The sequence below is a fragment of the Idiomarina sp. 28-8 genome, assembly GCF_000320945.2.
GTDB lineage: Bacteria > Pseudomonadota > Gammaproteobacteria > Enterobacterales > Alteromonadaceae > Idiomarina > Idiomarina loihiensis.
This window is the reverse complement of record NZ_DF266792.1, coordinates 349,774-362,002: the sequence shown is the minus strand read 5'-3', so window position 1 is coordinate 362,002 and position 12,229 is coordinate 349,774. Positions and strand designations below refer to the sequence as shown.

Annotated in this window: 14 protein-coding genes; 4 read left to right on the top strand and 10 right to left on the bottom strand. The window is 45.5% G+C overall.

Going from position 1 to position 12,229, the window contains the following annotated elements:
- Positions 1-5: 5 nt before the first annotated feature.
- The 8 genes from rplB to dusA form a co-directional block, all read right to left on the bottom strand.
- Complete coding sequence (gene rplB, locus RJ32_RS11930) at positions 6-830, bottom strand: 50S ribosomal protein L2 (protein WP_011235150.1); 825 nt, start codon at positions 828-830, stop codon at positions 6-8.
- 14 nt (positions 831-844) lie between these two features.
- Positions 845-1,147, bottom strand: a complete 303-nt coding sequence (rplW, locus tag RJ32_RS11925; protein ID WP_011235151.1) for a 50S ribosomal protein L23 — start codon at positions 1,145-1,147, stop codon at positions 845-847.
- A complete protein-coding gene (rplD, locus tag RJ32_RS11920) occupies positions 1,144-1,749 on the bottom strand; it encodes a 50S ribosomal protein L4 (RefSeq protein WP_011235152.1) in 606 nt (201 codons plus the stop codon). The genes rplW and rplD overlap by 4 nt, the downstream gene beginning before the upstream one ends.
- Positions 1,750-1,767: 18 nt before the next feature.
- Complete coding sequence (gene rplC, locus RJ32_RS11915) at positions 1,768-2,406, bottom strand: 50S ribosomal protein L3 (RefSeq protein WP_011235153.1); 639 nt, start codon at positions 2,404-2,406, stop codon at positions 1,768-1,770.
- 38 nt (positions 2,407-2,444) lie between these two features.
- On the bottom strand, positions 2,445-2,756 hold the full coding sequence (rpsJ, locus tag RJ32_RS11910) for a 30S ribosomal protein S10 (RefSeq protein ID WP_008488677.1): 312 nt from the start codon (positions 2,754-2,756) through the stop codon (positions 2,445-2,447).
- Positions 2,757-2,964: 208 nt separating this feature from the next.
- Positions 2,965-4,185, bottom strand: a complete 1,221-nt coding sequence (locus RJ32_RS11905) for a dipeptidase (RefSeq protein ID WP_034822555.1) — start codon at positions 4,183-4,185, stop codon at positions 2,965-2,967.
- A gap of 176 nt (positions 4,186-4,361) precedes the next feature.
- On the bottom strand, positions 4,362-4,619 hold the full coding sequence (locus tag RJ32_RS11900; RefSeq protein ID WP_034822533.1) for a hypothetical protein: 258 nt from the start codon (positions 4,617-4,619) through the stop codon (positions 4,362-4,364).
- A gap of 172 nt (positions 4,620-4,791) precedes the next feature.
- The gene (gene dusA / locus RJ32_RS11895) at positions 4,792-5,790 is read right to left on the bottom strand and encodes a tRNA dihydrouridine(20/20a) synthase DusA (protein ID WP_034822532.1); all 999 of its coding nucleotides are present in this window, start codon (positions 5,788-5,790) and stop codon (positions 4,792-4,794) included.
- Between the two features lie 157 nt (positions 5,791-5,947).
- Here dusA and zur point away from each other — a divergent pair, with 157 nt between their 5' ends.
- Genes zur through RJ32_RS11875 form a run of 4 tightly spaced genes read left to right on the top strand, consistent with a single transcriptional unit; the run spans position 5,948 to position 9,729 of the window.
- Positions 5,948-6,388: a zinc uptake transcriptional repressor Zur gene (gene zur, locus RJ32_RS11890; protein WP_034822531.1), complete on the top strand. Its 441-nt coding sequence runs from the start codon at positions 5,948-5,950 to the stop codon at positions 6,386-6,388.
- A 37-nt stretch (positions 6,389-6,425) separates the two neighbouring features.
- A complete protein-coding gene (locus RJ32_RS11885) occupies positions 6,426-8,756 on the top strand; it encodes a M1 family metallopeptidase (protein ID WP_034822529.1) in 2,331 nt (776 codons plus the stop codon).
- Positions 8,749-9,255, top strand: coding sequence for a DUF6702 family protein (locus RJ32_RS11880; RefSeq protein WP_034822527.1), 507 nt, complete (start codon positions 8,749-8,751; stop codon positions 9,253-9,255). Before RJ32_RS11885 ends, RJ32_RS11880 begins: the two co-directional genes overlap by 8 nt.
- Before the next feature lie 3 nt (positions 9,256-9,258).
- Positions 9,259-9,729 (top strand): chemotaxis protein CheX, encoded by a 471-nt coding sequence (locus RJ32_RS11875; protein ID WP_034822526.1) that lies wholly within the window; start codon positions 9,259-9,261, stop codon positions 9,727-9,729.
- A 6-nt stretch (positions 9,730-9,735) separates the two neighbouring features.
- Here RJ32_RS11875 and dnaB read toward each other — a convergent pair whose 3' ends face one another.
- Positions 9,736-11,130: a replicative DNA helicase gene (dnaB, locus tag RJ32_RS11870; RefSeq protein WP_034822525.1), complete on the bottom strand. Its 1,395-nt coding sequence runs from the start codon at positions 11,128-11,130 to the stop codon at positions 9,736-9,738.
- Between the two features lie 95 nt (positions 11,131-11,225).
- Positions 11,226-12,185 (bottom strand): DUF4097 family beta strand repeat-containing protein, encoded by a 960-nt coding sequence (locus RJ32_RS11865; protein WP_034822524.1) that lies wholly within the window; start codon positions 12,183-12,185, stop codon positions 11,226-11,228.
- Between the last annotated feature and the right edge of the window lie 44 nt (positions 12,186-12,229).

The window sequence follows — 12,229 nt, the reverse complement described above, 5'->3', positions numbered from 1 at the left end:
AACTCTTATTTGTTGCGACGGCGTACGATGAACTTATCAGTACGCTTGTTTTTACGGGTTTTGTAGCCCTTGGTCGGCGTGCCCCATGGAGTCACAGGATGACGTCCACCAGAGGTACGGCCTTCACCACCACCGTGAGGGTGATCAACTGGGTTCATCGCCACACCACGAACGGTCGGACGAATACCACGCCAGCGGTTTGCACCGGCTTTACCCAATTGACGCAGCATGTGTTCTGCGTTGCCTACTTCACCGATAGTTGCACGACCTTCAGACTGAACGCGACGCATCTCACCTGAACGTAAGCGAACAGTAACATAAGCACCGTCACGCGCAAGAATCTGGCAATAAGCACCCGCTGAACGAGCCATTTGTGCGCCTTTACCTGGCTGTAACTCTACCGCGTGAACAACACTACCCACAGGGATGTTGCGCATTGGCAGACTGTTACCAGGCTTGATTGGTGCGTCAACACCAGACTGGATACGATCGCCTACTGATAGGTTTTTCGGAGCCAGAATGTAACGGCGTTCACCGTCAGCATACAAAACTAAAGCGATATTCGCTGAACGGTTAGGATCGTATTCAATACGCTCAACCTTTGCAGGGATACCATCTTTATTACGTTTAAAGTCGATTACACGGTAGTGGTGTTTATGACCACCGCCAATGTGACGAACCGTGATACGACCGTTATTGTTACGACCACCAGACTTGCTGTTTTTTTCCAGCAACGGTGCGTAAGGCTTGCCTTTGTACAGGTCCTGACCGACGACTTTAACGACGTGGCGTTGACCCGGAGACGTAGGCTTACTTTTAACTACAGCCATGTTTATTCCTCCTGTTACTCAGCGCCGCCTGAGAAGTCAATGTCAGCACCTTCATTCAAGGCAACATACGCTTTCTTCCAGTCACTGCGTTTCCCGAAACGAGAACCAGTACGTTTGGTTTTACCCTTCACGTTTACTGTACGTACGTTTTTGACTTCAACTTCAAACAATTTTTCGACAGCCGCTTTGATTTCGGTTTTAGTCGCATCAACAGCTACTTTAAAAACAACCGTGTTGTTATTTTCAGCAGTGTTAGTCGATTTTTCCGAAACGTGAGGTGCTAAAATCACTTTAAGCAAACGTTCTTCGCGCATCATGATAACACCTCCTCAAGCTGCTTGACGGCGTCAGCAGTCATCAGCACTTTCTCGAAAGCAATCAGACTGACAGGGTCAATACCCTGAACATCACGCACGTCGACTTTATGCAAGTTGCGAGAAGCTAAGAACAGGTTCTCATCAACTTCTTTTGTCACGATCAAAACGTCGTTCAGATCCATTTCTTTCAGTTTCGCTGCCAGTTGCTTTGTTTTTGGCTCATCAACACCAAACTTCTCAACAACAATCAAACGTTCCTGACGAATCAGTTCCGACAAAATGCTTTTAATCGCACCGCGGTACATTTTTTTGTTTACTTTCTGGCTGTGATTTTGCGGTTTAGCTGCAAAAGTCGCACCACCAGAACGCCAGATAGGACTACGGATTGTACCTGCACGGGCACGACCAGTACCTTTTTGACGCCAAGGTTTCTTACCACCACCGGCTACTTCAGAACGAGTTTTCTGAGCTTTTGTGCCCTGACGAGCACCTGCAGCGTAAGCTACAACTACTTGATGGACAAGGGCTTCATTAAACTCACGTCCAAAGGTAGCTTCGGAAACCTCAAGAGCGCCTTTTGCGTCTTTCAATGTTAATTCCATCACTATTCTCCTCAGACGTTATGCCTTGACCGCTGGTTTAACGATCACATCACTTCCGGTTGCACCCGGGACCGCACCTTTGATCAACAACAAGCTGCGCTCTGCATCAACCCGAACTAATTCAAGTGATTGCGTAGTGACTTGCTCATTACCCATCTGACCAGCCATTTTCTTGCCTTTGAATACTTTACCAGGCGACTGGTTTTGACCGATTGAACCCGGTGCACGGTGAGATAATGAGTTACCATGAGTAGCGTCCTGCATGCTGAAGTTCCAGCGCTTCACAGTACCGGCAAAGCCTTTACCTTTTGAAGTACCAGTAACGTCTACTTTGTTAACTTCTGCAAAAATATCAACAGTCAGTTCAGAACCTACTGCGTAATCTTCGCCTTCGCCATTTTGCAGGCGGAATTCCCAAAGACCACGACCAGCCTCTGTACCAGCTTTAGCAAAGTGACCTGCTAAAGGCTTGGTTACACGGCTCGCTTTCTTCTCGCCTGTGGTTACTTGAAGGGCACGGTAACCGTCAGTGTCATCAGATTTAACCTGAGTCACACGGTTCGCCAGCACTTCGATCACAGTAACAGGAACAGAAGCGCCGTCTTCCTGGAAGACACGCGTCATTCCTACTTTACGACCGACTAGACCTATAGCCATTGTTAAAACCTCTCGTGTGTAATCCTATTACTGCCCACTTAACCCAAGCTGATCTGTACATCAACGCCAGCTGCCAAATCTAAACGCATAAGCGCGTCAACCGTTTTGTCAGTAGGGTCCATGATATCAATCAGACGCTTGTGGGTGCGGATTTCGTACTGGTCACGCGCGTCTTTATTCACGTGTGGAGAAATCAGCACGGTGAAGCGTTCTTTCCGTGTTGGCAGTGGGATAGGACCACGTACCTGAGCACCAGTGCGTTTTGCAGTTTCAACAATCTCTGCAGTCGACTGGTCGATCAGACGGTGATCGAACGCTTTCAAACGAATCCGAATTCTTTGATTAGCCATAAATAAATCAAAGCCTCAATAAAAGAGCATTTAAAAAAGAGCACAGAAAATCGCAACCTCCCTGGCACATACCGGGGGTGCGATGTTCTACGTCAACCATTCAGTCCCCAATCGGGACTGTTGTCGAACGCCTTTCACACGGCCAAAGCCGATAAACTCAAAAGACGTGGCCGCGAATTATACCGATTCACGGCCTGGAGTCAAGGCCTTAATGTGTTTTGGCGTAATCTTCAACTTGTCCCCAAACACGCATTAAATTACCACCCAGAATCATTTCAATTTCTTTATCTGAGTACCCTCTGTCCATCAATCCCTGAACAAGATTTGGATAGCTAGATACGTCTTTTAGTCCAACCGGCAGGGAGTCACCAACACCGTCGTAGTCAGAGCCTACACCTATGTGTTCAACCCCAATCAAGTCACGTACATGATCGATATGGTCTAAAACGGTATCTAAAGTCGCAAATGGATACGGATTATTGGCTTCAATGTCCTTAATGCGACGTTTCGCTTCGTCGCTGTCTTCGCCGTATTGTTCTTTTACTGCGCTAATCCGTTTTTTCATCATGTCACGGTAACGATTGGCCTGCTCTGCCAAAAACGAAGAACCAAAGTTAATTTGGATAACGCCTTCATTTTTAGCCAGAGCTTTTAGCATGTCATCGCTCATATTTCGTTCAAAACCCGGGGTGTAAGAACGCAGCGACGAATGCGACGCAATGACCGGAGCTTCACTAATTTCAACCGCCTGGTAAAACGCGTCATCGGAAATGTGCGACACATCGACCATAACGCCGACATTATTCATTTCTTTGACCAGTTCTTTACCAAATGGGCTTAAGCCATCCCATTGACGGCGAATGTCATAAGAAGAGTCTGAAATGTGATTAGATAATGAGTGAGCTAAAGTAATGTAGCGAATACCGCGCTCATAGAACATATGCAGGTTATCAAGATCGCCTTCGATAGGAGTGCCGTTTTCCATTCCCAACGCAATTGACATTAAGCCCTGCTCTTTATTTTCGCGGATATCATCAGTGCTATAAGCCATTGCGAACTTATCTGGTGCACGTCCGACAAGGGCTTCCATACCATCGATAAGCTCATGAGCCAACTGAACACTACCGCCACTCTCTTCATAAGAGGCCGGAATATAAATAGACATAAACGGGGCATCGAGGCCACCTTCTACTGCCCGAGGGTAGTCAAAATCCCCTTTTGCAGTGGCCTCTGTTACATCTTCCCACTTATCGTGAATTCGATAAGGTACATCAATATGTGTGTCTATCAGCAAATACTGCTTCGCCAGTTTTTCAGCTTTATCACTAGCGGTATATTCCGCTTGTTCAGAACCGCTGGTTGCAGCTTGGCCTGCTGTTGCACAACCGGTAATAACTGCCAGCACAGAAGCGGCTATCAGAGACTTCATCATACGTATTCCTCTTTTTATTTTTTATATGAAGATATACGCAGAGTAGCAAAAGTCTAGCTATGTCGCATCAGTGATGCGCTGAAACTTATGACAGCGCCGACAATTAAGGTTCCTATTACCGGCGCCGCCAACCAAATGAGCCACCATTGATCTAATAAAATCACGGGGGCTCCTTACTGAATCTGCTTATTTTTTTGTTCGGAAGCGTCAGTCTCAGTTTCAGCGAGTTGTAAGTCGGGCATAAACTCGATAACCCACTCTTCAATTGACTCCGAAACCGACTGTTTGATGCTTTGCATCGCTTCTTCAGACATTTCAGCAATCTGAGCTTGTAGCTCAGCAGTGATAGAATCTCTATTCTCATCGGCAGCTGAGACCGATGCACTGAACAACATAACACCACTGGCAACACTTACGATTAACGCTTTCATGATTTTCTCCTTTGAATAAATGACAGTGCGTTAGTTAAGTCACACTATGTAATTCAAAGGTTGTGCCATCTTTTTAAATACCGCTAACCATTTGTTATATAATAACTTTTCGTTCTCAATTGAAAGAAAGAAGATTTTCCAGGTTAGTGTTTTTCACCAACTTTTAGTCAATTTATGACGTTAATGATGATACGTGCTGACTGTGATCATCGCGAAAAGCCAGAGCACCATAAAGCAGTTGTTCGGCGCTAGTAGCTCTGGGGCCTTTCACACTAAGATACTGGCGCCACCGCTTACCTCCGGTCATTCCCTGAAACAGTCCCAGCATATGGCGGGCGACATGCCAGGCGCGCCCGCCCTGTCGAATATGGTTGTCTATGTAAGGTATCATCGCGGTAACCACAGCCTCACGAGTTAACTCTGCCGGCTTCGTTTCACTCAAAGAATCAAGCTCAGTAAGTAACCACGGATTTTGGTAGGCTGCCCGACCAATCATCACTCCATGAACCTGGTTTAAATGCTGCTTAACCTCTTGCAATTCGACAATTCCGCCGTTAATCGCCACGGGGACATCAGGGTATCTTTTTTGGGCCCGGTAAACCCGCTCATACTGCAATTCTGGAATATCCCGGTTTTCTTTCGGGCTAAGGCCTTGCAGCCAGGCTTTACGGGCATGCAAAGTCAGTTGATCAACACCAGCAGCAACAATGGCATCAGTTAATTCATATAGAAAGTCATCAGAATCCTGCTCATCAATGCCCAAACGGGTTTTTACGGTAACCGGAATATCGGTTACTGCTTTCATTGCTTTTACGCACTCGGCAACCTTTTCCGGTTGAGCCATCAAACACGCGCCAAAGCTACCGTTTTGCACTCGGTCAGATGGACACCCCACATTAATATTAACTTCATCGTAGCCCCGCTCTTGTGCCAAACGTGCGCATTCCGCCATAGCCGCAGGCTCCGAACCTCCAAGTTGCAAAGCAACCGGATGTTCCTCTGCATTGAATGACAGAAAGTCCTGCTGACCAAAAATAATCGCACCTGTCGTTACCATCTCGGTATAAAGCAGGGTCTTTCTGGTCAGCAGACGATGAAAATACCGACAATGGCGATCGGTCCAGTCCAGCATCGGGGCTACAGAAAGCTTATAAGAATATGGTTCGGTCAAAACATCCACCCGGTAAAAAGTTAACTGACAAAGTCAGTATAGTTAGCAGACTATTTTAACTCAGAATACATCCGTAAGCAGCCTCTTCCGTAAAACCCTTTTCCTTACCCCTAAAACTCTCTACAATGACTAAAATGATCATAAATTGTAGTCAATAATGAAAGCTCAAGAAGCACAACGACTTATACAAAAAGCTGAAAAACTCTGTCAGCAACGCGGTGCCCGCCTGACAAATACCCGCCGTGAAGTTTTCGCAATTCTCGCAGAGCATTCGGGAGCCGTGGGTGCATACGATTTACTTGATCAACTGCGGGAAGTTGTACCAAATGCTAAACCCCCGACGATCTACCGCGCTTTAGACTTTTTACAAGAACAAGGCTTCGTTCATAAAATCACTTCGTCGAATAGTTTTGTTCTTTGCTCGCATTTCGACCATCAACATCCGGTTCAAATGTTAATCTGCAGTTCCTGCGGCGATGTTCAGGAAATTCAGTCCGAAGGGGTTTATGACGAATTGAAGCGTCAGGCCGAAGATCAAGGTTTTAAGGTTCAAAGCCAAACTATAGAAGCACATGGTTTGTGCACCAAATGCCTTTAAATAATAGCGCTATTAAATAATAACAATAGGTAACACTATGAAGCTCAGTCATCTTATTGCTACTGCTGCGGTTTGTTTAACCGTTAATCAGGCGGCAACTGCTCAAGCTTTTGAAGACAAATTTCGTCAACTTAATGATGATAAATTCCGTAGTCCGAATATTTACCGTACCGCTTCCGGTGCTCCAGGACATGCTTACTGGCAACAGGAAGCGGACTACAAAATTGAGGTTACTCTGGACGATGAGAATCAAAGTATTACGGCACAAAGCACCATAACTTACACCAATAATTCTCCCGATACTTTGCGCTACTTATGGGTTCAGCTTGACCAGAACCGTTTTAAGAAAGATTCCATTGGGCCACAGAGTCAAGCCACCGGAGATTTAGATCGGGTAAGCTTTTCCAGAATGGAGAGTATGCTCACTCAGGAAGAGTTCCCGGCGGGTTATGAGCTTACTGAAATTAGTAACGAAGATGGTGAACCGCTAACGCATTACGTTAACGACACTATGCTAAGGCTAGATTTGGATGAGCCACTTAAAAGCGGCGAAAGTGTCACTTTTAATATCAACTGGCAGTTCAATATTATTGAAGCTGAAGTACTTGGTGGTCGTGGAGGTTACGAATACTTTGAAGACGACGGCAACTACCTTTACGAGATGGCTCAGTGGTTCCCTCGCATGGCTGCATATTACGACGCAGAAGGTTGGCAGAATAAACAGTTTATCGGCAATGGCGAATTCGCTTTAGAGTTTGGCGACTACCGTGTGGAGATAACGGTTCCGGCTGATCATATTGTTGCCTCCACCGGTGTTTTGCAAAACCCCGAGGAAGTACTTACTTCTGCTCAGCGTCAACGCCTTGAAAAAGCCCGTAGTTCAGACAAGCCGGTAAAAATTGTCACTGAAGAAGAAGCATTAGAAAACCAGAAAGAAGGCACCAGTAATACTAAAACCTGGATTTTCGAAGCCGATAAAGTTCGTGACTTTGCCTGGGCTTCATCGCGCAAGTTTATCTGGGACGCCCAAGGTTACAAAAAGAATGACACCGATGTACTGGCGATGTCGTTTTACCCTGAAGAAGGCAACCCATTATGGGAACGTTACTCAACGGCCTCTATTATTCACACTATTGAGCACTATAACGATTACAGCTTTGACTACCCTTATCCTGTCGCTATATCGGTGAATGGTCCAGTTGGTGGTATGGAATACCCGATGATTACCTTTAATGGCCCACGTCCATACGTTGACGAAGATTCAGGTGAAAAATACTACTCTAAACGCACCAAGTACGGCTTAATTTCAGTCATCATTCACGAGATTGGTCATATTTATTTCCCAATGATTGTCAATACGGATGAGCGTCAATGGACCTGGATGGATGAAGGTATCAATACTTATCTGCAGTTCCTGGCTGAACAAAAATGGGAAAAAGACTACCCGTCGTGGCGCGGTGAACCGCGTAACATTACCAGTTACATGGCCAGCAGTAACCAAATGCCAATTATGACTAACTCGGAGTCGATTCTGCAGTTCGGCAATAATGCCTACGGAAAGCCAGCTACCGCTCTTAATATATTGCGTGAAACAATCGTTGGTCGTGAACTCTTTGATTTCGCGTTTCGTCAGTATGCGCAGCGTTGGAAGTTTAAACGCCCAACACCAGAAGATTTATTCAGAACATTAGAAGATGCCTCTGGTGTTGATTTAGACTGGTTCTGGAGAGGTTGGTTCTACTCTACCGACCATGTCGATATTGCCCTTGAGCAAGTCAATCAGTTAACTATTAACACGCAAGACCCTGAAATTGAAAAAGCATGGCAGAAGCAGCAAGACGATGCTGAGCCAGAGTCTTTGACAACTGAGCGTAATGCCAATGTTAATTATAAAATTCATCAGCAACCGGATCTTGCTGACTTTTATAATGAGAACGATAACTACACTGTCACTAACGCTGACCGCAACAAATATAAAGAACTCATAAAAGGGCTAAATGAAGAACAACAAGAAATGCTGAAGAATGGCAGCAACTTCTATGTACTTGATTTCGCCAATAAAGGCGGCTTAGTTATGCCAGTTTTGCTTGATCTGCATTTTGAAGATGGCAGTAAAGAGCATGTTCGTATTCCAGCCGAGGTATGGCGTCGCTCTCCGGAAAAAGTGAGTAAGTTACTAATTCGCGATAAAACTTTAACTCAGGTTGTTGTTGACCCTAACTGGGAGACAGCAGATGTTGATACCAGTAACAACTACTGGCCAGCAAGAGCTGTGCCCTCCCGGATTGAACTGTTTAAGCGTGAAGACCGTAATAAGAGCATGATGGAAGACTACAACGAAGAGTTGGAGTCCGGCAACGATGATTAAACTGGTTGCTGCTACTGTTTTTTTGTTCGCGCTGATACCTTCTGTATCAGCGCACCGCTATTTTTTCGGATTAACCGAAATAAGTGCGAATAAAAACACGCAGGCAATAGAAATCATTCATCAGTATACTTTGCATGACGTACAACAAGTGCTTAAAAAGCGTTTGGGCAAAACTTTTAGACTTGAAGAAGAAGGCTCTGAGAAACATATCAGGGACTGGATAACTGAAAAATTTCAACTGATAAACTCGCAAGGCAATAAAGTTGAGCCAAATTGGGTAGGTTTTGAAGCTGACTATCAAAAAATTTGGGTTTATCAGGAGATACCAAAGCGTGATAACCTGTGTGGGTGGGATGTTTCAAATAAGCTGTTAATGGATAGCTTTTCTGCCCAGGTAAACACTATCAATGTCGTCGATGATCATGGCAATCGCAGCCTGATTCTGACCGTTGAAAATACATCTGACACAATTACGTGTCAGCAAGAGATAAAGGAATAGAAAATGAATGCCGAGTTCGTAAACCCATTTCTTCAAGCACTGCAAAATGTCTTGTCGATGATGGCTCAAATGGAATTGAAGCCCGGTAAAGCGCAACTGAAAAAAGATGAGTATGCGCGTGGCGATGTATCCGGCATCATCGGTATGGTCGGTCCACAAATAAAAGGGTCATTCTCAATTTCATTTGAGGAGAACCTTGCCTGTGAAATCATGAATAAAATGCTGGGCGAGCTACCAAACTCAATTAACGAAGATGTCTGCGATATGGTCGGCGAAATCACTAATATGGTTACCGGCGGAGCTAAAAAGACCCTGGGTGAAAAAGGTTACGACTTTGATATGGCCACTCCAATTGTGGTTTCAGGAAAAGACCATACCATTTCGCACAAATCTGAAGGCTCGAAACTGATTATGCCGTTCAACCACGTTTCTGGCAAAGCCTACATCGAAATCTGCTTCGATAAAATCAAGTAGCGACGACTAGTAACGCTCGTCGCTGGCATGGCGGGCATAGTTGTCAAACCTCGATAATTGCCCATGGAACTTCAATTCAATTTTACCAATAGGTCCATTACGCTGTTTCCCGATAATAATTTCAGCCAGGCCTTGCTCGGCTGAATCTGGGTGATAAACCTCGTCACGGTAAATAAACATAATGACATCCGCATCCTGCTCAATAGAGCCAGACTCACGTAAATCTGAGTTAACGGGCCTTTTATCAGAGCGCTGCTCTAGTGAACGGTTAAGCTGAGATAACGCTACCACAGGCACTTCCAGCTCTTTCGCTAGCGACTTCAAAGAACGAGATATTTCTGCAATTTCCAGAGTCCGGTTTTCCGACATGCCCGGAACTGTCATTAATTGCAAATAATCCACCATAATCATGGAGATTCCTTTGTGCTCTCTATGGATCCGGCGAGCACGGGAGCGCACTTCGGTCGGCGTTAGGCCAGACGAGTCATCTATGTAAATATTATTCTTATCGTTTAGCATGTTCATAACGGACGCGATGCGAGCCCAGTCGTCATCTTCAAGCTTACCTGTACGTACTTTATTCTGGTCGACCCGGCTAAGTGAAGCCAGCATACGCATCATCAGCTGCTCTGCGGGCATCTCTAAACTAAACACCAGTACCGGGCGGTCATCATTGAGTGCGATGTTCTCTGCCAGGTTCATAGCGAAGGTTGTTTTACCCATAGACGGACGTGCCGCTACGATGATCAAGTCGGAGGGCTGAAGGCCTGCAGTCATCTGATCCAGATCCGTAAAGCCGGTAGAAACACCAGTCACGCCGTTATTGTTTTTCAGTTTACTCAACTGCTCAATACGGCTAACTGTGCGCTGAAGAATTAAGTTAATACCCTGCGGCCCTTCGCTGGAACTGACTCGCTTCTCTGCAATTTGGAAGACTTTTGATTCAGCCAGATCGAGCAGTTCTGCGCTGCTGCGGCCCTGAGTGTCGTAACCAGACTCGGCAATATCATTTGCCGCACCAATCATTTCCCTTAGCACCGCTCGTTCGCGAACAATGTTCGCATAAGCTAATATATTCGCCGCGCTGGGGGTATTTTTTGCAATCTCTCCAAGGTAGGCAAAACCACCTATTTGCTCAAGCTCTCCGGCGGTTTCCAGGTTTTCGGAAACCGTCACCAAGTCCATTGGCTGACTGCGCTGAGCAAGCTCGTGCATGGCTTTAAAAATGAGTCTGTGCGAACGATGATAGAAGTCTTCAGCGATAACGCTACCGGCAACATTGTCCCAGGCATCATTATCCAGCATTAAACCGCCAAGAACGGATTGTTCAGCTTCAATTGAATGGGGTGCTGAGCGCAGTGCTTCTATTGACGCGTCGCGTTTTTTTGACTTCTCTGCCATGGGGAAAGTTGTCTCGCAAAGGGAAATAATAAGAGGGGATTACTATACAAAATCCCCTCTTGTTTAGAAAGCGAAGCAACACCTAACAGCACGATTTAATTTCTATCGAGCATTATTTCACCACTAACCGTTGTCGCGGAAACAGACGCTCCACCGTCTCCAACTGTAAACTCTAACTTAGAGGATGGCCCCCACTCGGCTTCAGTTGCTTTTTCGTCGCTTAAGCGGTTTGTAATTTCACCGCCCGCGTTAGACTTAATATTGAAGTCTGCGTGGATGTCACCTACCCACTTAAAAGTTAAATCGCCACTGACTGAATTTGTTTCTATACGGGCGCTCTCGGACAGACCGGCAGTTAATATTGCATCGCCGCTAACCGTAGTCATCTTAGCCTTATTCAGTGTGCCGACTTTTGCGCTAATATCACCCGAAACCGATTGTGCCGTAAAATCAGAAATAGAATCCGATTGACTGGTAATATCACCACTAACAGACTGGTAAGTTGCGGAGTCAGCACTGTTATTTATATCCTTAATATCGCCACTGACCGTCTCAAAACGAACATCGCCGCTTATCTTTTCAGCGTTAATATTCCCGCTAACCGTCTTCAGCAGTATGCGATTGGCAACTTGATTGACTGTTATATCCCCGCTAACCAACCGAATTTCCAACCCACCATTAAAGCCTTCAGCAACGACTTCCATAGACACGCCATTCACTTTTATATCCATAGAGTCAGGCAAGTATATTTTCAGATCGGAACCTTTATCATCCGAAGAAAAGTTAAATCCTCTTTCTTGCGGGGTCTCAACTTTAATTTGGATACGACTTCCCCTTTGTTCAAAAATAAACCTCTCGGCTTTTTCATCTAATGTACCAACGACCCGTATCTCGTCTTTATCATGGGTAATGAGTTCGACCTTCCCTCTCATGTTGTCAATTAACACTTGAGCCCCGGGCGACGTAGAAAGTGTCTCATCAACTTTTTCCTGCGCCAGACTAACCGAACTGACCGTCAATAGTATGAATCCAACTAACGATAATATCTTTTTCACTTTTCGCTCCCTATTTTTTTCCGCCGTTACAGCATATTGCCATA

Coding starts and splice junctions, on each gene's coding strand:
- zur (WP_034822531.1), top strand. CDS start 5,948: ATGAAAGCTCAAGAAGCACAACGACTTATACAAAAAGCTGAAAAACTC.
- rpsJ (WP_008488677.1), bottom strand. CDS start 2,756: ATGGCTAATCAAAGAATTCGGATTCGTTTGAAAGCGTTCGATCACCGT.
- RJ32_RS11900 (WP_034822533.1), bottom strand. CDS start 4,619: ATGAAAGCGTTAATCGTAAGTGTTGCCAGTGGTGTTATGTTGTTCAGT.
- rplW (WP_011235151.1), bottom strand. CDS start 1,147: ATGATGCGCGAAGAACGTTTGCTTAAAGTGATTTTAGCACCTCACGTT.
- rplD (WP_011235152.1), bottom strand. CDS start 1,749: ATGGAATTAACATTGAAAGACGCAAAAGGCGCTCTTGAGGTTTCCGAA.
- RJ32_RS11880 (WP_034822527.1), top strand. CDS start 8,749: ATGATTAAACTGGTTGCTGCTACTGTTTTTTTGTTCGCGCTGATACCT.
- rplB (WP_011235150.1), bottom strand. CDS start 830: ATGGCTGTAGTTAAAAGTAAGCCTACGTCTCCGGGTCAACGCCACGTC.
- rplC (WP_011235153.1), bottom strand. CDS start 2,406: ATGGCTATAGGTCTAGTCGGTCGTAAAGTAGGAATGACGCGTGTCTTC.
- RJ32_RS11875 (WP_034822526.1), top strand. CDS start 9,259: ATGAATGCCGAGTTCGTAAACCCATTTCTTCAAGCACTGCAAAATGTC.
- dnaB (WP_034822525.1), bottom strand. CDS start 11,130: ATGGCAGAGAAGTCAAAAAAACGCGACGCGTCAATAGAAGCACTGCGC.
- RJ32_RS11905 (WP_034822555.1), bottom strand. CDS start 4,185: ATGAAGTCTCTGATAGCCGCTTCTGTGCTGGCAGTTATTACCGGTTGT.
- RJ32_RS11885 (WP_034822529.1), top strand. CDS start 6,426: ATGAAGCTCAGTCATCTTATTGCTACTGCTGCGGTTTGTTTAACCGTT.